Raw genomic sequence first — 20,843 nt, forward strand, 5'->3', positions numbered from 1 at the left:
CTGCGGAGCTTCCGATGATCCTCGCCTTTCCTGAAGCGATCGCCGCCGCCCCGGCGCAGCGCCGGCTGCGGATCGCAGCCCTGTCCGCCGTGATCGCGCTCGGCGGCGGCGGGGCGCTGGCGGACACCCTGCCGGACAGCGAGAACGGCCGCTATACCTTCACCCCGAATGCCGACGGCGTGACGCGGCTCGATACCCGCACCGGCAAGGTCTCGACCTGCACCGACAAGGGCAACGGCTGGGCCTGCTATGAGGTCGCCGACGAGCGCGCCGCGTTCGACGCCGAGGTCGGCCGGCTGCAGACCGACAACGACCGGCTGAAGAAGGAAGCCGAGGCGCTTCGGGTCGAGAACGACAGCCTCAAGGCGCAGCTCGCGCAGCGAGGCCCTGGCGTGTCCGGCAAGATCGACGAGGCGATGCCGAAGACCGACAAGCTGCCGGTGCCCGAAGTCACCACCAAGGACGGACAGCGCAAGCTCGAGATTCCGCTGCCGAGCGATCAGGACGTTGACCGGGTGATGGGCTTCCTCGAGCGCGCCTGGCGGCGGCTGATCGACATGGCCAACCGGATCCAGCGCGACACCACCGGCGACGGCAAAACCTGAGCGCCAGATCTGGCGATGGTCTTGCCGCAAGAGGGGTGAGGCCGGGAGCCGGCGGCGCTCGCAGAGTTTATTAGTTCGGCTCACGAGGTTCCGATGAGTTCAGCCCGCACGATGACCCGCGGTCCCGTCGCGGCCGCCGCCGTGACGCATGTCGCATCGTCGCTGCTGACGGTGCAGACCGCTGGGGCCGGCTTTCTCGATATCACCCATGAGGTCGCGAAGTTCGTGGCGGAGGCGGGGGCGCGTGATGGCGCGCTGACGCTGTTCGTGCGCCACACCTCGGCATCGCTGACCATCCAGGAGAATGCCGATCCGACCGTGCTGGTCGATCTCACCACGGTGCTGAACCGGCTCGCGCCGGAGAACGCCGGCTGGGCGCACGACACCGAAGGGCCGGACGACATGCCGGCGCATGTGAAGTCGATGCTGACCGCGACCTCGCTACAGATCCCGGTAGTGCAGGGGCGCCTCGCGCTCGGCACCTGGCAGGGCATCTACTTGATCGAACACCGCCGCCGCCCGCACCGGCGTGAGGTGGTGCTGCAGTTTCTGGGGACGATGGAGTAATCGTCGCCAAGGTCCTGGCGTCATTGCGAGCGGAGCGAAGCAATCCAGCGCCACGTTAGGCGCTCCTGGATTGCTTCGTCGCTTCGCTCCTCGCAATGACGAGGCGATGGTTGTTGGCGCCAGAACCCAAATCAGCCGCAGCGCGCTCCCTCTCCCGCTTGCGGGAGAGGGCAGGGGTGAGGGCGCCCCAAGGCGCGACGCTTGCTTCAAACGAAACGGCCGCGGATTGCTCCGCGGCCGTTCGGTTATCCGGATAGTCCGGCGCGCAGGGCGCCGGACCGCGCGAGATCAGGTTCTGCTGATATCGACGTTCTTGGTCTCGGGCAGGAAGATCAGGCCGATCACCACGGTGATCGACGCGAAGATGATCGGGTACCAGAGGCCGGCGTAGATATCGCCTGTCGAAGCCACGATCGCGAAGGCGGTCGCCGGCAGCAGGCCGCCGAACCAGCCGTTGCCGATGTGGTAGGGCAGCGACATCGAGGTGTAGCGGATGCGGGTCGGGAACAGTTCGACCAGCATCGCGGCGATCGGCCCGTAGACCATCGTCACGAACAGCACCAGGACGAACAGCAGCCCGATCACCGCGGCGGTGCGCGCTTTGAAGATGTCGAACGGGTTCGACATCTTGATGATGTCCGGGTTGCCGGCCTTCGGATAGCCCGCCGCCTGGATCGCCGCCAGCACCGCCGGGTTGGAGGTCTTGGCGTCGGCGTAGGGGATATCCGTGCCGTTCACCACCACCTTGACGGGCGAGCCCGCCGGCGCCTTCGCGGTCGTGTACTTGACCGACGACTGCGACAGGTAAGCGCGCGCCGTATCGCACGGGGCGGTGAAGACGCGGGTGCCGACCGGGTTGAACAGGTCGCCGCACTGCGCCGGGTCCGCCACGACCTCGACCTTGACGGTCTCGATCGCCTTTTCCAGCGCCGGGTTGGCGTTGGAGGTGATCGCCTTGAAGATCGGGAAGAACGACAGCGCCGCGATCGCGCAGCCTGCCAGAATGATCGGCTTGCGGCCGATCTTGTCCGACAGCCAGCCGAAGAAGATGAAGAACACGGTGCCGAGCAGCAGCGACCAGGCGATCAGCAGGTTCGAGGTGTAACCGTCGACCTTCAGGATCGATTGCAGGAAGAACAGCGCGTAGAACTGGCCCGTGTACCACACCACGCCCTGGCCCATCACGGCGCCGAGCAGCGCGATCAGCACGATCTTGGCGTTGCCCCAGTTGGCGAAGGCTTCGGTCAAGGGCGCCTTCGAGCTCTTGCCTTCGTCCTTCATCTTTTGGAACACCGGCGATTCGTTCAGCCGCAGCCGGATCCAGACCGACACGCCGAGCAGCACCACCGACACCAGGAACGGAATGCGCCAGCCCCAGGCGGCGAATTCGGGTTCGCCGAGGATCGTTCGGGTCGCCAGGATCACCAGCAGCGACAGGAACAGACCAAGCGTGGCCGTGGTTTGAATGAACGACGTGTAGTAGCCGCGTTTGCCGGGCGGCGCGTGTTCCGCCACATAGGTCGCCGCACCGCCATATTCGCCGCCGAGCGCGAGGCCCTGCAGCAGGCGCAGGCCGATCAGGATGATCGGCGCCGCAATGCCGATCGTCGCCGCATTCGGCAGCAGGCCGACGATGAAGGTCGACAGACCCATGATCAGGATGGTGACCAGGAAGGTGTATTTACGGCCGACGAGGTCGCCGACCCGGCCGAACACGATGGCGCCGAAGGGACGCACCAGGAACCCGGCGGCGAACGCCAGCAGGGCGAAAATGTCCCGGGTGGCCGGCGGATAGGCGCTGAAGAACTGCGCGCCGATAATGGCGGCAAGTGACCCGTACAAATAGAAGTCGTACCACTCGAAAACAGTACCGAGCGACGAAGCGACAATGACGAAACGTTCGTCCTTCGTCATCCCGCCAGACCGCACCGGGGTCGCGGCATAAGTCGACATTAGCGAATACCTCCCTCTGACATTGAAACCATGCTGTTTTTCTTGTTCTTGCCGTGCGGCAGTAGCCGGACACAGTACGTTAGATGCAAGGTAACATCGCCAAGATTGTCAGGCATTACGACTTTCGGCCCGTGTTCCGTCTCCGTTCTTGCGCTTGCTCAATGTTTTGGGTCGCAACTAGGGGCAGGATGGTAAGCCAAGGCAGCCGATGACGCCTTGCCAGCCGTCGACCTTTAGGGCGACACTTCATCCGACCTGCGCGCGCGCGGGCCTGAATGCGAGACTGTTGATTATCGCTTGCGCACAAGGGACATCATGAGCACGCCCGCCAGCACGCATTTGATCATCGCCGACGATCACCCGCTGTTCCGCGATGCCCTCCGGCTCGCTGTCTCCGGCGTGGTTCCCGGCGCAAAAATCGGCGAAGTCGGTTCTTTCGAGGACCTCACCGCGCTGCTCGAGCGCGAGGGGGACGTCGATCTGGTCCTGCTCGATCTCAAAATGCCGGGGATCAGCGGATTCTCCGGACTGATCTACCTGCGGGCACAGTACCCCGCCATCCCGGTGGTCGTCGTCTCGGCCAGCGATGACGTCGACACCATCCGCCGCTCGCTCGATTTCGGCGCCTCGGGCTTCGTGCCCAAGCGGTTCGGGGTTGAGAAGCTCGGCGACGCGATCCTGCGGGTGCTGGACGGGGATGTCTGGGTTCCGCCGGATGTCGATCTGTCGGCGGCCGCCGATCCGGAGACCAGCAAGCTGCGCGACCGTCTGGTGACGCTGACGCCGCAGCAGGTCCGGGTGCTGATGATGCTGTCCGAGGGGCTGCTCAACAAGCAGATCGCCTACGAGCTCGGCGTCTCGGAGGCCACCATCAAGGCCCACGTCTCGGCGATCCTGCAAAAGCTCGGCGTCGAAAGCCGCACCCAGGCGGTGATCGCCGCCGCCAAGATCTCCGGCAGCCAGTGGCGCCAGGACGAGCCGGTAGCGTAGCGATCGCGACCCCGGCTCGCCGCTGAGCGCCCGACCGGCGTCGGTGTCGGTCAAGTGGCTTTCTGTGCTCATCAAATTCGTCATGGCCGGGCTTGTCCCGGCCATCCACGTTTTTGCAGCCTCTCGGCAGAATTCGTGGATGCCCGGGACGAGCCCGGCCATGACGGCGAGATGCACACGATCACTTGCATAGGCAGAGTTTGAACCCAGCGTCGGCTGCTCGTGGTGAGGAGGCGCGTGACGCCGTCTCGAATCATGAGCTGTGAGCAAGCCTTTGCCGCACGATCAGGCACGGACGTCCGTCATGGCGAGGAGCGAAGCGACGAAGCAATCCAGAATCCGGCAGATGCCGCGCTGGGTGGCTTCGCTCCGCTCGCAATGTCGGTGGCGAGGCCGACGGAGCCTATTCCGCCGCCACGACCGATTGCTGTGCGTGCCACTGGCTCAGCAGGGCGCGCAGCGACGCCGCTTTCACCGGCTTGTTCAGCACCGCGATCTCCTCCTGCCGGGCGGCGGCCCGGACGCCGGGGCTGCGGTCGGCGGTGATCAGGATCGCCGGCATGTGAGCGCCGAAGCGCTGGCGGATGTCGCGGATCGCCGCGATGCCGTTGCCGCGATCGAGGTGATAATCGACCAGCAGGCCGGTGATGCGGCGGTCGGCGGCTTCGATCGCCTTGATGGCCGCTTCCGGATCGGCGACCGCGATCACGCTGGCGTCCCAGGTGGTCAGCAGCGTCTTCATGCCGTCGAGGATCGCCGGGTCGTTTTCGATGCACACCACCAGGCTGCCGCTCATCGAGGCGCGCGACAGCGGCGTCGCGCTGGTCACGGCCGTGGTGTGGTTGACGACCTCGGCCACCGGAACGGTGACGGAGAAGCAGGAGCCGCCGCCGCGATTGCCATCGAGCGCGATGCCGTGGTTCAGCACCCTGGCCAGCCGCTCGACGATCGACAGGCCGAGCCCGAGGCCGCGGGCGATCCGCGCGCCCTGTTCGAGCCGGTGAAACTCCTTGAAGATCTCGCCGCGTTTCAGGATCGGAACGCCGACGCCGGTGTCGTAGATACCGATCCGCAGCGACTGGCCCTGCCGCCGGCAGCCGACCAGCACGCGGCCCTGCGGGGTGTATTTGATCGCGTTGGAGATCAGGTTCTGCAGCAGCCGGCGCAGCATCAGCCGGTCGGACTGCACCGGCAGCGAGCACGGCACGAAGCTGAGCTTCAGCCCCTTGGCGCGCGCCGCCGGGGTGAATTCGATTTCCAGCGAGCGCATCAGGTCGCCGATCACGAAGTTCGACAGCGACGGCGTCATCGCGCCGGCGTCGAGCCGCGAAATGTCGAGCAGGGCGCCGATGATCTCCTCGATCGCCTCCAGCGACTCGTCGATGTTTTCGACCAGCCGCGAATCCTCGCCGCCCTGCTGGCGCTCGACCAGGCTGGTGGCGTAGAGCCGCGCCGCGTTGAGCGGCTGCAGGATGTCGTGGCTGGCGGCGGCGAGGAAGCGCGTCTTGGAGATGTTGGCTTCCTCGGCGGTGCTCTTGGCGAGCGCGAGCTGCGAGTTCAGCCGGGTCAGCTCTTCGGTGCGTTCGCGGACGCGCCGTTCCAGCGTGGCGTTGGCGCGCTCCAGCGCTTCGGCGGCTTCGAAGCTCGGCGTCACGTCCGAGAAGGTGATCACCAGCCCGCCGTCCGGCATGCGGTTGGCGCGGACTTCGATCACCAGATGCCGGTCGTGCAGCCGTTCCAGGAACGGCTCGCCCTCGGTGGTGTAGGAGGCGAGCCGCATCTGGGTCTGCGCTTCGGCGTCGACCTGGCTGCCGCTGGTGGTGGCCAGGAATTCGAGAATCTCGATCAGCGGAATGCCGATCTGCACGATGTGCGGCGGAAGCCCGAGCAGCTCGCCGAATTGCCGGTTGGAGCAGATCAGTTGCAGGCTCGGGTTGAACACCGCGATGCCCTGGCGGACGTGATTCAGCGCAGTTTGCAGGATCTCGCGGTTGAAATGCAGCGCCGCGTGGGAATCGTCGAGCAGCTTCAGCGCGGCCTCGGCCGACACCGTGCGCTTGCGCAGCAGCAGCGACAGCACCAGACGCGACGACGCCGCGCCGATCGACGAGGCGATCAGGTGCTCGGCGTGTTTCAGCAGTTCGAAATCCGCCGGCGCGGTCGGATCGAGGGTCAGGCCGCGACCGATGGCGAATGTCCGGAAGGATTCCCGGGCGCGTTCAGGGCCGAGATACTGGCCCACCGCGCCGACGATGTCCTGCACCGTGACGGTGGTGCGCCAGCGGCGGAACGCCGGCGTCATCGGCGTCAGCGTATCGGGGACGAACACCTCCGCCTGCAGCCGGTCGATCGACGACGGCTGGCTGAGCAGCGACAGCGCCACATAGAGCAGCAGGTTGAGTGACAGGCTCCACACCACGCCGTGCACCAGCGGCGGCAGATCGGCGCCGAACAGCGCCTGCGGCCGCAGCGCCTCGATCCCCCACGGCCCGTGCTGCAGCAGCATCAGTCCGGCCGTGTTGCTCTCCATGAAGCTCGGGATGAACAGCGTATAGGCCCAGACGGCGAAGCCGATGATCATGCCGCCGATCGCCCCTTGGGCTGTGGCGCGCCGCCACACCAGGCCGCCGAAGAAGGCCGGGGCGAACTGCGCGATGGCCGCGAACGACAGCAGACCGATCGCCGCGAGCTGGGTGTTGCCGAGCGCCCGGTAGTAGAAATAGGCGAGGATCAGGATGGCGAAGATCGCGACCCGCCGCACCGTCAGCAGGAAGCTGCCGAAGCTGCGCTGATCGTCGCGCGGCGCGCCGTGGCGCTTCAGCACCAGCGGCATCACCAGATCGTTGGAGACCATCACGGCCAGCGCGACGCATTCGACGATCACCATCGCGGTCGCGGCCGACAGGCCGCCGATGAACACCGCGACGCTGAGCATCGGCGCATTGGCGTCGATCGGCAGCGCCAGCACGAACATGTCGCTGTCGACCGCGCCGAACGGAAACCGCACCAGCCCGGCCAGCGCGATCGGAATCACGAACAGATTGATCAACACCAGATACAGCGGAAACAGCCAGCGCGCGCGGCTGACCTCGGCGTCATTGGTGTTCTCGACCACGCCCACATAGAACTGCCGCGGCAACATCAGGAAGGCGCAGAACGACAGCACCGTCATGGTCACGAAAGTGGCCGGCGACGGCGTGGATTCCAGCGCGCGCATCGCTTCCGGCATCTTCAAGGCGTGTTCGATCAGCTCGTGAGGGCTGAACATCCAGAAGGTGACGAAGATCCCGGCGGCGAGAAACGCCACCAGCTTGACGATCGACTCGGTGGCGATCGCCAGCATCAGGCCGTGCTGATGCTCGGTGGCGCTGGCCCGCCGGGTGCCGAACAGCACGGCGAACAGCGCCATCGCGAGCGCGACGATCAGCGCGATATCGCCGACGATCGGGATGTCGGCGATGTTGTGGTCGTCGCCCAGGATCGTCTGCAGCGACGACGCCACCGCCTTGAGCTGCAACGCGATATACGGCACCGAGCCGACGATCGCGATCAGCGCCACTGTGGCGGCGACGCGCTGGCTCTTGCCGTAGCGCGCGGCGATGAAGTCGGCGATCGAGGTGATGTTCTGCGACTTCGCCAGCCGGATCACGCGGCGCAGCAAAGGCGTCGCCACGGCGATCAGCAGGATCGGGCCGACATAGATCGCGAGGAAGTCGGCGCTGGTGCGGCTGGCGAAGCCGACCGAACCGAAGAACGTCCAGGAGGTGCAGTAGATCGCCAGCGACAGCGGATAGATCAATCCGCCGGCGCGCTCGCGCTGTTGCTGCGACAGCCGGTCGCCGAAACTGGCGACGTAAAACAGGAAGCCGATATAGGCGAGCGCCGCTGCGATCACGCCCCAATCGTGCAGCATCGCGGTCGTGCTCCCTCGCGTCAGGCCCTCGGCCGAAAGCCGGCCAGAAACTCTCCGCGGATCGGACACTTGGCTGCGGGAGCGCCCGGCAGTTTAACCGAGCTGAAGTCCCGTTTGTATCAGAACCTGAGCGGTGGATTACGGAGGCGGGCGCTGTCTGTGTCTTTGGCCGGCCACGGCGGTCGCGTGCGAAACGCCAAAAATGCGAAGGGCGCCGGCAACCGGATTGTCCCGGTCGCGGGCGCCCCGCCGAAAACCCAGGCGCAGTGGCGCGACGGATTACTCCGCCGCGATCGCCTTGGCGCCGAGCGGCAGGCCGAGCTGACCCCAGACCGAGACCAGCGCTTCGGCCAGAGCGTCGATCAGCTTGTCGTCGTGATACGGCGATGGCGTGATCCGCAGACGCTCGAGGCCGCGCGCGACGGTCGGATAGTTGATCGGCTGGATGTAGATGCCGTGCTGTTCGAGCAGCAGATCCGAGGCCTTCTTGCACTTCTCGGCATCGCCGACGAACACCGGGACGATGTGGGTGTCGGTCGGCATCACCGGGATGCCGGCGTTGTTGAGTACGGCCTTGACGCGAGCGGCGCGGTCCTGGTGGCGCTCGCGCTCCCAGGTCGAGGCGCGCAGATGCTTGATGGCGGCGGTCGCAGCGGCGCAGATCGGCGGCGGCAGCGCGGTGGTGAAGATGAAGCCCGGCGCGTAGGAGCGCACCGCGTCGATCACCTCGGCCTTGCCGGTGATGTAGCCACCGAGGCAGCCGAACGCCTTGGCGAGCGTCGCCTCGATGATGTCGATCCGCGCCATCACGCCATCGCGCTCGGCGACGCCGGCGCCGTGCGGGCCGTACATGCCGACGGCGTGGACTTCGTCGCAATAGGTCATCGCGTTGTACTTCTCGGCGAGATCGCAGATCTTCGCCAGCGGCGCGGTGTCGCCATCCATCGAGTACAGGCTCTCGAACGCGATCAGCTTCGGCCGGTCGGGACCGGCGGCGATCAGCAGCTCTTCGAGATGCACGGTGTCGTTGTGGCGCCAGACCACGCGCTCGCAACCCGACTGGCGGATGCCTTCGATCATCGAGTTGTGGTTGAGCGCGTCGGACAGGATCAGACAGTTCGGGATCAGCTTGCCGAGCGTGGACAGGCCGGTCTGGTTGGAGACGTAGCCCGAGGTGAACAGCAGCGAGGCTTCCTTGCCGTGCAGCGAGGCGATTTCCTGCTCGAGCTGCACCAGCGGATGATGGGTGCCGGCGATGTTGCGGGTGCCGCCGGCGCCGGTGCCGATGCGAGTGGTGGTCTCGACCATCGCGCCGATCACCTTGGGGTGCTGACCCATGCCGAGATAATCGTTCGAGCACCAGATCACGACATCGCGAGGACCGGAATTGGAATGCCAGACGGCGTGCGGGAACCGGCCTGCGATCCGTTCGAGATCGGCGAACACGCGGTAGCGACGCTCGTCATGCAGGCGGGTGAGAGCGTCCTGAAAGAACTGATTGTACTGCATCGCGATGACCTGATTGGGAACGAACGGGGCCGAACAACGAAGGTTTTCGAGGGACCAAGCGATATAAGTGACCGCCTAATTAGAACTCTTCCACCGACGATGTCGAGGCGCAATTGGACCATTTGTCTGCGCCCGCAGCGACCTATACTGCGCTTCGCGCAGGTCAAAGCTTGATGAAGATCAATGAATTGCAGCAGGAGGTGATTTGTCCGGAATCATTCGGACAGGCGTTAACTGCTCTTGAACCTCAGCACGCCGTCGCCGCTGTCGACCAGCGTCAGTCGGCCTTCCGCCAGCATGTAGTTGACATGCGCGATCAGCTCGCCGGCTGCGAAGCCGGTCTGATGCGGATCCAGCACGTGCTTGTGGAACACCACCGGGACGAGCTGCGCCGAGGTTTTTGGTGCATCGCGACAAGCGTCGGCAATGACGCCGCAGCGTTCCTGGTGATGATCAGCGAGCTGCTTGATGCGGGTCTTGGCGCCATAAAACGGCAGGCCATGGCCCGGAAGTACCAGCACGTCGTCGGGTAACACCGCCGTCAATGCTGCGAGCGATTTCAGGTAGGAGCCGAGCGCGTTTTCCTCCGGCTCGTGCGCCCAGACGCTGACATTCGGCGAGATCTTGCTGAGCACCTGATCGGCGGACAGGAACAATTTTTCCGCAGCGCAATACAGCATCACCTGATCGGGCGAATGTCCGGCGCCGGTAAGCACGCGAAACGTGCGCGCGCCGATCCGGATGTCGTCGCCGGCGCTGAGGCGTCGATACGCGGCAGGCAGCGGCACCGTCTTTTTCAGATAGTCCTGGCCGCGGCCGAGCAGCTGCGCGGTGATCGCCTCGTCCATGCCGTGGCGCTGAAAAAATTCGCGCGAATTGACAACGCGCTCTTCGGTGCGCCGGTTCTGGTGGTAGACGCCCTGCAGATACTCGATCTGCGACATATAAAAGGGACAGCGAAAGCGCTGGACGATCCAGCCGGCCATGCCGACGTGATCGGGATGGGCGTGTGTGACGATCACGCGGCTGATCCGGAAGCCCTGCAGCGCGCCGGCGAACAGCGTCTCCCAGGCTTCGATCGTGGCGTCGTTGCCGAAGCCGGTGTCGACCATCGCCCACCCGTCGCCGTCGGCCAGCAAGTAGATGTTCACGTGGTTGAGCCGGAACGGCAGGTTCAGCCGCAGCCACAGCACGCCGGGCGCGATCTCGATGGCCTGGTCCGGGCCGGGATGGCTTTCCAGCGGAAAGCGCAGGTCGTCGTGTGAGTGGTCGAGGGCGTCGTTTTTCTTATGCATTTGGCGCAGGCTCCCACACCCGGCTTAACCGGGCAAGCCCGCAGGCGCCAGCCGAAAAACCGCAGGAGCCACCTGCCTGGATCGACGACCGCCACATGAAAAAAGCCGGCGGCACGGGGCCGCCGGCTTTAAGTTCATGCGTCGTCGATCAGGCCGCGCGGATGCTGGCCAGGAAGGTGTCGATCTCGCCGCGCAGCAGGCCGGCTTCCTCCCGCAGCGCGCCGGACGCCGCCAGCACCTCGGAGGCGGTCGAGCCGGCCTGGGTCGAGGCCGCGCTGACGCCCACGATATTGCCGGAGACCTCGGTGGTTCCGCCGGCGGCCTGCTGGATGTTGCGCGCGATCTCGCGGGTTGCGGCGCCTTGCTGCTCGACCGCGGCGGTGATTGCGGTGGTCACCTCGTTGATCGAGGTGATGGTCTGGCTGATGTTGCGGATCGCCCCGACCGCCGTGGTGGTGACGCCCTGCATATCGACGATCTGGGCGCGGATTTCCTCGGTCGCCTTGGCGGTCTGGCTGGCCAGATCCTTGACCTCCGCGGCGACGACGGCGAAGCCGCGGCCGGCATCGCCGGCGCGTGCCGCCTCGATGGTGGCGTTCAGCGCCAGCAGGTTGGTCTGCGACGCGATGCTCTGGATCAGGTCGATCACCGCGCTGATTCGCTCGGCATTTTCGGCCAGACCCTGCATCGTGGCGTCGGTGGCGCCGGCCTCCTGCACCGCGCGGTTGGCGATCTCGGCCGAGGTGGTCACCTGACGGCTGATCTCGTTGATCGACGAGGTGAGCTGATCGGTCCCGGAGGCGACGGTCTGGACGTTGACCGAAGTCTCCTCGGCCGCGGAGGCGACCGCGGTGATCATCGCGCTGGAGCGCTCGGCGGTGGTCGCCATGCTCTCGGCGGTCTGCTGCATCGCATTGGTCGAGGCTTCGAGTTTCGCCATCGCGGCCCGCACTGCGGCCTCGAATTCGGCGATCCGGGCTTCGATCCGGGCGGTGCGCTCGGCCTTGGCGACGCGATCCTTGTCCTGCTCCTCGCTCAACGTCCGCGCCTGGATCATGTTGTCGCGGAACACTTCGAGCGATTCGGCCATCACGGCGATCTCGTCGCGGCGGTTGCCGCGGTCGATCGCGGTGTCGAGATTGCCGGCGGACAGCGACTGCATCGAGCGCTGCAGGCCGCCGATCCGGCGCAGGATGCTGCGGCCGACATAGAGCCACACGAACATCGCCGAGCCGATCAGCGTCAGCGCGCCGAGGCCGATCATGATCTGCGTCGACAGCGTGATCTGCTGCTGGGCTTCCGCCGCCGCATCGGTCGTGGCGGTGCGGACATTGTCGACCAGCTGCCTCACGCTGATGCCGAGGCCGATATTCAGTTTGCGGGTCTCGTCGAGGATCAGGTCGCCGTAGTCGCTGGCGTCGAGCTCCTTCTGGCGCATCTTGAAGATGCTGGTTTTGCCTTCGCCCAGCGCCAGCAGCTTCTGCGCCGCCGTCTTGATGGCCGCGGTGGTTTCGCCGGCTGGAAGCGCGTCGAGGTTGGCGCGGACCTGCTGGCTCGCCTCCTTGAACGAGGTTTCCACCGGCTCGATCGCGTCGGCGTCGCGGGCCGAGAGCGCAGCCATCAGGTTGGAGGCGGCGAGATTGCTGAGCGCGATCACGTTGCCGAGCTGCTCGATTCGCTGGCCGGCCTCGGTGGCGTCGTCCTGCGACAGGTTGGCCGAGGACAGCACCGCGTTCATCTGGGTCTGCGCGTTCAGCATCGCCGGATTGGCGACCGCGATGAACTCGTCGTGCGACTTGCGCAGGGCGTCGTAGACCTTGTTGTGAGTCTGGGCGAGATCGAGCCGCTCCTGGGCGGCCGCGCCGAGGCTGCGAATCGTGTCCGCGATGTTGCGCAGGGTTTCCGACATCGCCGCGACCACGGCCTTGTCGGACCCATAATTGGTGAGTTCGGCGAGTTTTTCGGAAGCGACGCCCTGCGCCTGCTTCATCTGCGCGGAGCGCTCCTTGAGCTGGTCGGGCGTGGCCGACACCAGCAGCATCGGCGCCAGGCTGGCCAGTCGCTCACTTTCGGTTGCGAGTTGCAGGCTCGCGGTCAGCTTCGGGATGTCACGGCCGCTCAGGTCCGACATCGTGATGCCGAGGCTCCGCAGGCTGACGCCGGCGCCGGCGCTGATCAGGATCGCCATGCCGGCGATCACCGCAAAGGCTGCGAACAGACTGCCGCGGATTCCGAATTGCGGCATTCGAACGCGCCCACGCGCGCCCTTTCCTTGTCGTCCAAACATTCCCGCCCCCAAACGCTTCCACTCTATCTGTGCCGGTGTGTGACCAGGCTGAGTGCACTATCGGGGTAGGGCGTTAATTTTTGTGCGATTTTGGGCGTGTCGTTTTGAACAATTTGCTCGGGAAAATCCTAGGTTTTCGGCAAGCACGTACCGGCTGCTACGTGTTTGGCCAAATAAAAAGGGCCGGCGCGAGGCCGGCCCTTCTCAACCCCCGAGAGGGTAATCTCAGAAGAGATCAGTACTTGGCGACGACCGGGCCACCCCAGTTGAAGCGGTAGTTCAGGCCGGCCTTGACAACGTGCTCGTCGTTCTTGGCGGTGAAGCCCGGAGCGAGGGTGACGTTGCCGAAGTCGTAGTACTGGTACTCGATCTTGCCCGACCAGTTCGGAGCGAACAGGTATTCGAGACCGCCACCAACGGTGTAACCGTCGGTCTTGCTGTCCACCGCGACGCCGACAGCACCGCCGCCAACGGCAGCGAAGGTCAGGCTCGAGGTGTAGTCGGCGTAGGCCCAACCGCCCTTGACGTAGAGCAGCGCCGGACCCCAGGTGTAACCGAGACGGCCGGTGACCGAAGCCAGGCCGCGCTGGTTGTCGGCGTAGGTGTAGGTGCCGGGAACGACGCCGTTGAAGCCGGCGAAGCTAACCGACTGGTTGGTGCCGCTCAGCCAGGAGTACTGGCCTTCAACACCGAGCACCCAGTTCGGGGCGAACTGCCAGTCGTAACCGGCCTGCACACCGCCGAGGAACTTGCCGTTGTTGCTGGCGGTGACGCCAGTGCCGATGCTGTTGTCGCCGGCGAACGCACCACCGATGTGACCGCCGATGTAGAAGCCGGTCCAGTTGTAGATCGGGGCCGGCGGCGCATAGGCCGGGGCCTTGGTGTAGGGGCGAGCCGCGAGGTCGGCGGCGAGAGCCGGAGCCGCGCCGAGGGCGACCAGCGCGACGGTGCCGAGAAGGATCTTTTTCATTGTGGTTCTCCAGGAGTCTTCAACAGAGGCGACGTGTGTCGTCACCATCTGCATCAGGATTAGCGCGGTCCTGCGCAAAATGCTGTCACCAAGAGGCAACAGTGGGGGTTGAACTAACCGCATGAGTTTCAACAATTTTTCTTGCTTAATGGAACCTAAAAGAAACCTTAAATCTGCCTTAATCGGGTTCCCGAAAAATTGCCTACCGGCAGTGCATTTTTGGCCATTTTTTTCTAAATGCACATGGTTAAGGCATAGGGAACTAGTCCACGAGGCCGTCTCATTCCTCAAATACCGGGCCGGTTGATCAGCCTGTGCATTTTGCTGTTATAGTGTAACAGAGAGGCCGACAGGCCTCGCACGCAAACGGTCGAAAATGGACGTTTCAAACCCCGATTTGCCGCCCTCAGCGGCGGCAAAGTCTGTCCACATGCACGTTCATGGCGCCAATTTGCCGCATCCTGGGCAAACGCCACCGTGGTCGATTCTGCGGATGACGCTGGCCACGCGTTTGGCGGCCGCGGTCGCCGTGAGCGCCGTGTTGTGGGCGATCGTCCTGCTGGCGATGAGGTGACCTGTGGCCGCGCAGCTCCGTTTTAATAATGTCACATTGGGCTACGACCGCCATCCCGCCGTCCACCATCTGAGCGGCGAGGTCCCGGGCGGGGCGCTGCTGGCGGTGGTTGGCCCCAACGGGGCGGGAAAATCCACGTTGTTCAGGGGCATCGTCGGCATCCTCAAGCCGCTGTCCGGCTCGATCGATCGCGGCGGCCTGGATGTCCGGGACATTGCCTATCTGCCGCAATCGGCCGACATCGACCGCAGCTTCCCGATCTCGGTGTTCGATTTCGTCGGCACCGGCCTGTGGCGCACCAGCGGGGCGTTCGGCGGCCTCGGCAAAGCGGCGCGATCGAAGATCGTGCAGGCGCTCGGCGCCGTCGGCTTGTCGGGCTTCGAGAATCGCAACATCGGCACGCTGTCCGGCGGTCAGACCCAGCGCATGCTGTTTGCGCGGGTGCTGCTGCAGGATGCGCGCGTGATCGTGCTGGACGAGCCGTTCAACGCCGTCGATGCGCGCACGATCGACGATCTGGTGGGGCTGGTCGGACGCTGGCACGCCGAGGGCCGCACGGTGATTGCCGCTCTGCACGATATGGATCTGGTTCGCGCCAGTTTTCCCGACACGCTGCTGCTGGCCCGCACCGCGGTGGCGTGGGGCCGGACCGACGAGGTGCTGACCGCCGCCAACCAGGCCGAAGCGCGGCGGATGTGCGAGGCGTTCGACGACGGCGCTGCCGCCTGCACCGCCGACGTGTCGCCATCGCGGGCAGCCTGATCGATGCTGGCTTATCAGACGCTGATTGCGCCCTTCACCGAATTCGAATTCATGCGCCGGGCGCTTGCCGGCGTGATCGCGCTGTCGCTCGGCGGCGCGCCGATCGGCGTGTTTCTGATGCTGCGGCGGATGAGCCTTGTCGGCGACGCGATGGCGCATGCGATCCTGCCCGGCGCGGCGATTGGCTTTCTGCTGTCGGGCCTCAATCTGTTCGCCATGACGTTCGGCGGACTGATCGCCGGCTTCGCGGTGGCGATTCTCGCCGGCGTCGTGTCGCGCGTCACCGAGCTGAAGGAGGACGCCTCGCTGGCGGCGTTCTATCTGGTGTCGCTGGCGCTCGGCGTCACCATCGTGTCGATGAAGGGGACCAATATCGATCTGCTGCACGTGCTGTTCGGCAACATCCTGGCGATGGACGATCGCACCCTGCTGGTGATCGCCTTCAACGCCACGCTGACGCTGATCGTGCTCGCGGTGATCTATCGGCCGCTGGTGATCGAATGCGTCGATCCGCTGTTTCTGCGCACCGTGAGCCGCGCCGGCGCGCCGGCGCATCTCGCCTTCATGGCGCTGGTGGTGATCAACCTCGTCAACGGCTTCCACGCTCTCGGCACGCTGCTGGCGGTGGGTTTGATGATTCTGCCGGCCGGCATCGCCAAATTCTGGGCGCGCGACATCACCGGCATGATGATGGTCGCGGTCGGCAGCGCCATGCTGTCCGGCTATGCCGGGCTGGTGCTGTCGTTTCTCACCCGCGTGCCGTCGGGGCCGGCGATCATCCTGATCGCGGCGCTGCTGTATCTCGCCTCGCTGCTGTTCGGCCGGAACGGCGGCGTGGTGCACAAGCTGTTCACCGGCCGCCACCTCGAGGCCTGATGCCATGATCCGAATTGCCGTCGTCGTTCTTTCGCTGCTGGCCGCGGCGCTGCCCGCCGGTGCGCAGGAGCGCATCGGCGTGGTGGCGAGCTTCTCGATTCTCGGGGATTTCGTCCGCAGCGTCGGCGGCGACCGGGTCGCGGTGACCACGCTGGTCGGGCCGACCGGCGACGTCCATGTCTACACGCCGTCGCCCCGCGACGCCAAGCAGATCGCCGACGCCAAGCTGGTGGTGGTGAACGGACTCGGCCTCGAAGGCTGGCTGCCGCGGCTGGTGCAGTCGTCGGGCGGCAAGGCGACGATCGTCACCGTCACCAAGGGCATCAAGACCCGCGAGGCCGACAAGGACGGCGAGGCCCATGGCCACAGCCACGGTGACGACGAACACACCGATCCGCACGCCTGGCAGTCGGTACCGAACGCCAGGATCTATGTGGCGAACATCCGCGATGCGCTGATCGCGGCAGATCCGGCCGGTGAGGCGAGCTATCGCGCCAACACAGAGGCCTATCTGGCCAAGCTCGACGCGCTCGACCGCGACGTTCGCGAGCAGGTGGCGAAGATTCCGCCCACGGCCCGCAAGGTGATCTCGACCCACGACGCGTTCGGCTATTTCGCCGACGCCTATGGCATCACCTTCATCGCGCCGCAGGGCGTCTCGACCGAATCCGAGGTCAGCGCCCGCGACGTCGCCCGGATCATCAAGCAGATCCGCGCGTCCAAGATCCCGGCCGTATTCCTGGAGAACATCAGCGACCCGCGGCTGATCCAGCGGATCGCCGCCGAGACCGGCGCCAAGATCGGCGGCACGCTGTATTCCGACAGCCTGACGGCCGAAAACGGCGACGCCCCCACTTACATTGACATGGTCAGGCACAATATAAGGACGCTGACGAGCGCCCTCGCCGGCTAGGCGGGCTCGTCCCGCCCGATCCCGCGAGGTCCGCCGCCCGGCGGGCGTCGCTGCGGATGGCGGCCCCCGTTTCCGGCCTCGTCCCGTGACAATGCGCGCAGCCGTGTGCGCCTCGGGTCTGGGCCTCGCGCTGGAGTGCCTGCCTGATGTCGACGACGTCCGCTTCCTCGAAGATCCCCGTCACCGTGCTCACCGGCTATCTCGGCGCCGGCAAGACGACGCTGCTCAACCGCATCCTGTCGGAGAACCACGGCAAGAAGTACGCGGTGATCGTCAACGAGTTCGGCGAGATCGGCATCGACAACGATCTGATCATCGGCGCCGACGAAGAAGTGTTCGAGATGAACAATGGCTGCGTCTGCTGCACGGTGCGCGGCGACCTGGTCCGCATCCTCGGCGGCCTGATGAAGCGCAAGGGCAAGTTCGACGCGATCATCGTCGAGACCACCGGCCTCGCCGATCCGGCGCCGGTGGCGCAGACCTTCTTCGTCGACGAGGACGTGATGGCGAGCTCGCGGCTCGACGCGGTGGTGACCGTCGCCGATTCGAAATGGCTGAGCGACCGTCTCAAGGACGCGCCCGAGGCCAAGAACCAGATCGCCTTCGCGGACGTCATCGTGCTCAACAAGACCGATCTCGTCTCCCCGGCCGAACTCGCCGAGGTCGAAGCCCGGATCCGCGCGATCAATCCCTACGCCAAGCTGCACCGGACCGAGCGCTGCCAGGTGGCGCTCGCCGACGTGCTGGAGCGCGGCGCGTTCGATCTCGACCGCATTCTCGAAATCGAGCCGGAATTCCTCGAGGCCGACGATCACGATCATCATGATCACGACCACGGTCACGGCCATCATCACCACGACCATGGCCACGGCCTGAAGCACTATCACGACGAGGACATGCAATCGCTGTCGCTGAAGAGCGACAAGCCGCTCGACCCGTCGAAATTCATGCCCTGGCTGCAGCAGCTGGTGCAGACCGAGGGCGGCAAGATCCTGCGCTCCAAGGGCATCCTCGCCTTCGCGGGCGACGACGACCGCTACGTGTTCCAGGGCGTGCACATGATGCTCGAAGGCGATCATCAGCGTCCGTGGAAGGAGGGCGAGCCGCGCGAGAGCCGCGTCGTGTTCATCGGTCGCGATTTGCCCGAACAGGCGATCCGCGACGGCTTCGCCAAGTGCATCGTGCAATGAGCGGGTTCGAGGCTTCGGGCGAGGCTGCCTCGATCGCCTCCGTCACCGATCGCGTGGTGGAAGTTGCGACCGGCGGCGCCGTAACGGCTGCGCATTTCCTGGGCGACACCGCGGTGTTCGTCGGCGCCGAGGAGAACGCCACGCTGGCGACGCTGAGCGGTGAGACCTCCACGGTCGCGCTGCACGGCGGCGCGGTGCTGAGCGCGGTGACCGACGGCAAGCGCCTGATCAGCGGCGGCGACGACGGCAAGGTGATGCAGCTCGATGCCTCCGGCAAGACGGAGGTGCTGGCCACCGACGCCAAGCGGCGCTGGGTCGACAATGTCGCGCTGCATCCGGACGGCGCGGTCGCGTGGTCGGTCGGCAAGGTCGCTTACGTCCGCGCGCCCAAGGCCGAAGAGAAGTTCTTCGAGGTGCCCTCGACCGTCGGCGGTCTCGCCTTTGCGCCCAAGGGCATGCGGCTGGCGATCGCGCATTACAACGGCGTGACGCTGTGGTTTCCCAACATGGCGGCGAATGCCGAATTCCTCGAATGGGCCGGCTCGCATCTCGGCGTGATGTTCAGTCCGGACAACCGTTTCCTGGTCACCGCGATGCACGAGCCGGCGCTGCACGGCTGGCGGCTCGCCGATTCGCGCCACATGCGGATGACCGGCTATCCGGGCCGCGTGCGCTCGATGGCCTGGACGACGGGCGGCAAGGGCCTCGCGACGGCTGGCGCCGATGCGGTGATCGTCTGGCCGTTCGCCAGCAAGGACGGGCCGATGGGCAAGGAGCCGGCGATGCTGGCGCCGCTGCAGGCGCGCGTCAGCATGGTGGCGTGTCATCCCAGGAACGACATCATGGCCAGCGGCTACGCCGACGGCACGGTGCTGATGGTGCGGCTCACTGACGGCGCCGAGATCCTGGTCCGCCGCAACGGCACCGCGCCGATCTCGGCGCTCGCCTGGAACGCCAAGGGCACGCTGCTGGCTTTTGCCGACGAAGAGGGTGCGGCGGGCATTCTTCCGCTGTAAGAGAAAGCCGGTTCCAAAGACCGGCGGTTCTCATGCGCTTCCTCGCGACCTTCCAGACGACCGACTTCTTCGACACGCTGTTCAGCCTCGCCGTCGCTTTCGTGCTCGGCATGCTGATCGGTGCCGAACGCCAGTATCGGACGCGCGCCGCAGGGCTGCGGACCAATGTGCTGGTGGCGGTCGGCGCCGCCGCCTTCGTCGATCTCGCGATGCATCTGGCCGGCGCTGACGGCGCGGTCCGGGTGATCGCCTATGTGGTGTCGGGCATCGGCTTTCTCGGCGCCGGTGTGATCATGAAGGAAGGCATGAACGTCCGCGGTCTCAACACCGCCGCGACGTTGTGGAGTTCGGCCGCGGTCGGCGCCTGCGCCGGCGCCGATCTTGCCGCACAGGCGGTCGCCGTGACGGTGTTCGTGATCGCCGGCAACACGCTGTTGCGGCCGCTGGTGAACGCCATCAACCGCATCCCGTTCGACGAGCGCACCTCGGAGGCGACCTATTCGGTGCGGCTCACCGCCGGCAGCGCCGCGGCCGACAGGCTGCGTGACGAGCTCGAGGAACGCCTCGAACAGGCCGACTATCCGGTCGCCGATGTCGAGGTCGAAGCCGTGGAACACGGCGACGACAAGGTCGAGATCGTCGCGACGCTGGTCTCCACCGCAGTGGAGCCGGACGAACTCGACGCGGTCGTGGCCGATCTCGAGCGCCGCCCGGATGTCGATCACGCCAGCTGGGAAACCAGCACTAAAGATTGATTCACTTTGTCGCTAAATGCGGCCGCTGGTTCCCGGTCTGCGGTCGAGGAACCCGGAACGATGCCCCGCCGCTCCGGTTGTCCTCCCGTGCAAGGGATGAGGACAATGACCCAGATCGAGAAACAAAGCGGTTTGAAGCGGGATCTGCTGCTCGCCGGAGCGCTGATCGTGGCCGGCGTCGCCATCTCCGGAATGGCGCTGACGCAGCTCGACCGGAGCGGTCGGCTTCCGTTGGTCCAGTCGGCGCCCCAGCAATTCGCGCAGGCGACTCCGCAGCCCCCGCAATCGACTCCGGGGGCCGACAGCAAGCCGGCGGCACCGTCGGCCGAAACCAACAAGTCGGAATCCCGCCCCCACGACATCGCGCCGCAGCCCGCACGCCCCGATGCGGACGCCGTGCAGTCCGGCGCCAAGCCGGCGCTGCCGCCGGCACCGCCCGAGAAGGTCGGCGAACCCATTCAACCGAAGGGCGGCTAATCGCCGGCACCAAGAAACGACCGAATACCACCTCACCGGGCTCGCATTGCGAGCCCGGCTTTTTTTTGGCGCTGATGAGATGGCACCCAGCCTCGCCCGAGGCACCGCGTAACCTCTCCGCTTTGCCGGAGAGGCCGGATCGCGCAGCGATCCCGGGAGGGCACTCCTATCAACGAGTCGCTGAGTCAGTG

The 20,843-nt window shown here is 65.8% G+C and carries 16 protein-coding genes; 10 read left to right on the plus strand and 6 right to left on the minus strand.

The features are described 5' to 3' along the window. Positions 1-14: 14 nt before the first annotated feature. Together ACFFJ6_RS11010 and ACFFJ6_RS11015 are read left to right on the plus strand one after the other, a co-directional pair. Positions 15-605 (plus strand): coiled-coil domain-containing protein, encoded by a 591-nt coding sequence (locus ACFFJ6_RS11010; protein ID WP_378387494.1) that lies wholly within the window; start codon positions 15-17, stop codon positions 603-605. A 93-nt stretch (positions 606-698) separates the two neighbouring features. Further along, on the plus strand, positions 699-1,172 hold the full coding sequence (locus tag ACFFJ6_RS11015) for a secondary thiamine-phosphate synthase enzyme YjbQ (RefSeq protein ID WP_378387496.1): 474 nt from the start codon (positions 699-701) through the stop codon (positions 1,170-1,172). A gap of 288 nt (positions 1,173-1,460) precedes the next feature. Here the strand turns inward: ACFFJ6_RS11015 and ACFFJ6_RS11020 are convergent, their stop codons facing one another. Beyond that, positions 1,461-3,125 (minus strand): MFS transporter, encoded by a 1,665-nt coding sequence (locus ACFFJ6_RS11020; RefSeq protein ID WP_378387498.1) that lies wholly within the window; start codon positions 3,123-3,125, stop codon positions 1,461-1,463. 315 nt (positions 3,126-3,440) lie between these two features. On the opposite strand from ACFFJ6_RS11020, the gene ACFFJ6_RS11025 reads away from it, so the two are divergent. After that, on the plus strand, positions 3,441-4,115 hold the full coding sequence (locus ACFFJ6_RS11025; protein ID WP_378387500.1) for a response regulator: 675 nt from the start codon (positions 3,441-3,443) through the stop codon (positions 4,113-4,115). Between the two features lie 403 nt (positions 4,116-4,518). On the opposite strand, the gene ACFFJ6_RS11030 is transcribed toward ACFFJ6_RS11025, so the two are convergent. The 5 genes from ACFFJ6_RS11030 to ACFFJ6_RS11050 all read right to left on the minus strand — a co-directional run bounded on the left by ACFFJ6_RS11030 (position 4,519) and on the right by ACFFJ6_RS11050 (position 14,089). Further along, on the minus strand, positions 4,519-8,028 hold the full coding sequence (locus ACFFJ6_RS11030; RefSeq protein WP_378387502.1) for a PAS domain-containing hybrid sensor histidine kinase/response regulator: 3,510 nt from the start codon (positions 8,026-8,028) through the stop codon (positions 4,519-4,521). Positions 8,029-8,307: 279 nt separating this feature from the next. Further along, the gene (hemA, locus tag ACFFJ6_RS11035; protein ID WP_378387504.1) at positions 8,308-9,537 is read right to left on the minus strand and encodes a 5-aminolevulinate synthase; all 1,230 of its coding nucleotides are present in this window, start codon (positions 9,535-9,537) and stop codon (positions 8,308-8,310) included. A gap of 230 nt (positions 9,538-9,767) precedes the next feature. Next, a complete protein-coding gene (locus ACFFJ6_RS11040) occupies positions 9,768-10,832 on the minus strand; it encodes an MBL fold metallo-hydrolase (RefSeq protein ID WP_378387506.1) in 1,065 nt (354 codons plus the stop codon). Between the two features lie 148 nt (positions 10,833-10,980). Then, on the minus strand, positions 10,981-13,119 hold the full coding sequence (locus tag ACFFJ6_RS11045; RefSeq protein WP_378387508.1) for a methyl-accepting chemotaxis protein: 2,139 nt from the start codon (positions 13,117-13,119) through the stop codon (positions 10,981-10,983). Positions 13,120-13,354: 235 nt separating this feature from the next. Further along, positions 13,355-14,089, minus strand: coding sequence for an outer membrane protein (locus ACFFJ6_RS11050; RefSeq protein WP_378387510.1), 735 nt, complete (start codon positions 14,087-14,089; stop codon positions 13,355-13,357). 577 nt (positions 14,090-14,666) lie between these two features. On the opposite strand from ACFFJ6_RS11050, the gene ACFFJ6_RS11055 reads away from it, so the two are divergent. From ACFFJ6_RS11055 to ACFFJ6_RS11085, 7 genes are all read left to right on the plus strand, one after another. Further along, entirely contained in the window at positions 14,667-15,425 is a 759-nt protein-coding gene (locus ACFFJ6_RS11055) for a metal ABC transporter ATP-binding protein (RefSeq protein ID WP_378387512.1), read from the plus strand. A 3-nt stretch (positions 15,426-15,428) separates the two neighbouring features. Next, the gene (locus tag ACFFJ6_RS11060; protein ID WP_378387514.1) at positions 15,429-16,301 is read left to right on the plus strand and encodes a metal ABC transporter permease; all 873 of its coding nucleotides are present in this window, start codon (positions 15,429-15,431) and stop codon (positions 16,299-16,301) included. Positions 16,302-16,305: 4 nt separating this feature from the next. Then, the gene (locus ACFFJ6_RS11065; protein ID WP_378387517.1) at positions 16,306-17,214 is read left to right on the plus strand and encodes a metal ABC transporter substrate-binding protein; all 909 of its coding nucleotides are present in this window, start codon (positions 16,306-16,308) and stop codon (positions 17,212-17,214) included. Positions 17,215-17,360: 146 nt separating this feature from the next. After that, the gene (locus tag ACFFJ6_RS11070; protein WP_378387519.1) at positions 17,361-18,404 is read left to right on the plus strand and encodes a CobW family GTP-binding protein; all 1,044 of its coding nucleotides are present in this window, start codon (positions 17,361-17,363) and stop codon (positions 18,402-18,404) included. Continuing rightward, positions 18,401-19,420: a WD40 repeat domain-containing protein gene (locus tag ACFFJ6_RS11075; protein ID WP_378387521.1), complete on the plus strand. Its 1,020-nt coding sequence runs from the start codon at positions 18,401-18,403 to the stop codon at positions 19,418-19,420. Before ACFFJ6_RS11070 ends, ACFFJ6_RS11075 begins: the two co-directional genes overlap by 4 nt. A 32-nt stretch (positions 19,421-19,452) precedes the next feature. After that, positions 19,453-20,175 carry an MgtC/SapB family protein gene (locus ACFFJ6_RS11080; protein WP_378387523.1) on the plus strand — a complete coding sequence of 241 codons (723 nt, stop codon included), beginning with the start codon at positions 19,453-19,455 and terminating at the stop codon, positions 20,173-20,175. A gap of 105 nt (positions 20,176-20,280) precedes the next feature. Beyond that, a complete protein-coding gene (locus tag ACFFJ6_RS11085) occupies positions 20,281-20,652 on the plus strand; it encodes a single stranded DNA-binding domain-containing protein (RefSeq protein WP_378387525.1) in 372 nt (123 codons plus the stop codon). Positions 20,653-20,843 lie beyond the last annotated feature (191 nt).

Source organism: Rhodopseudomonas telluris (assembly GCF_042432815.1).
Lineage (GTDB): Bacteria > Pseudomonadota > Alphaproteobacteria > Rhizobiales > Xanthobacteraceae > Rhodopseudomonas > Rhodopseudomonas telluris.

Coding starts and splice junctions, on each gene's coding strand:
- ACFFJ6_RS11010 (WP_378387494.1), top strand. CDS start 15: ATGATCCTCGCCTTTCCTGAAGCGATCGCCGCCGCCCCGGCGCAGCGC.
- ACFFJ6_RS11015 (WP_378387496.1), top strand. CDS start 699: ATGAGTTCAGCCCGCACGATGACCCGCGGTCCCGTCGCGGCCGCCGCC.
- ACFFJ6_RS11020 (WP_378387498.1), bottom strand. CDS start 3,125: ATGTCGACTTATGCCGCGACCCCGGTGCGGTCTGGCGGGATGACGAAG.
- ACFFJ6_RS11025 (WP_378387500.1), top strand. CDS start 3,441: ATGAGCACGCCCGCCAGCACGCATTTGATCATCGCCGACGATCACCCG.
- ACFFJ6_RS11030 (WP_378387502.1), bottom strand. CDS start 8,028: ATGCTGCACGATTGGGGCGTGATCGCAGCGGCGCTCGCCTATATCGGC.
- hemA (WP_378387504.1), bottom strand. CDS start 9,537: ATGCAGTACAATCAGTTCTTTCAGGACGCTCTCACCCGCCTGCATGAC.
- ACFFJ6_RS11040 (WP_378387506.1), bottom strand. CDS start 10,832: ATGCATAAGAAAAACGACGCCCTCGACCACTCACACGACGACCTGCGC.
- ACFFJ6_RS11045 (WP_378387508.1), bottom strand. CDS start 13,119: ATGTTTGGACGACAAGGAAAGGGCGCGCGTGGGCGCGTTCGAATGCCG.
- ACFFJ6_RS11050 (WP_378387510.1), bottom strand. CDS start 14,089: ATGAAAAAGATCCTTCTCGGCACCGTCGCGCTGGTCGCCCTCGGCGCG.
- ACFFJ6_RS11060 (WP_378387514.1), top strand. CDS start 15,429: ATGCTGGCTTATCAGACGCTGATTGCGCCCTTCACCGAATTCGAATTC.
- ACFFJ6_RS11065 (WP_378387517.1), top strand. CDS start 16,306: ATGATCCGAATTGCCGTCGTCGTTCTTTCGCTGCTGGCCGCGGCGCTG.
- ACFFJ6_RS11070 (WP_378387519.1), top strand. CDS start 17,361: ATGTCGACGACGTCCGCTTCCTCGAAGATCCCCGTCACCGTGCTCACC.
- ACFFJ6_RS11075 (WP_378387521.1), top strand. CDS start 18,401: ATGAGCGGGTTCGAGGCTTCGGGCGAGGCTGCCTCGATCGCCTCCGTC.
- ACFFJ6_RS11080 (WP_378387523.1), top strand. CDS start 19,453: ATGCGCTTCCTCGCGACCTTCCAGACGACCGACTTCTTCGACACGCTG.
- ACFFJ6_RS11085 (WP_378387525.1), top strand. CDS start 20,281: ATGACCCAGATCGAGAAACAAAGCGGTTTGAAGCGGGATCTGCTGCTC.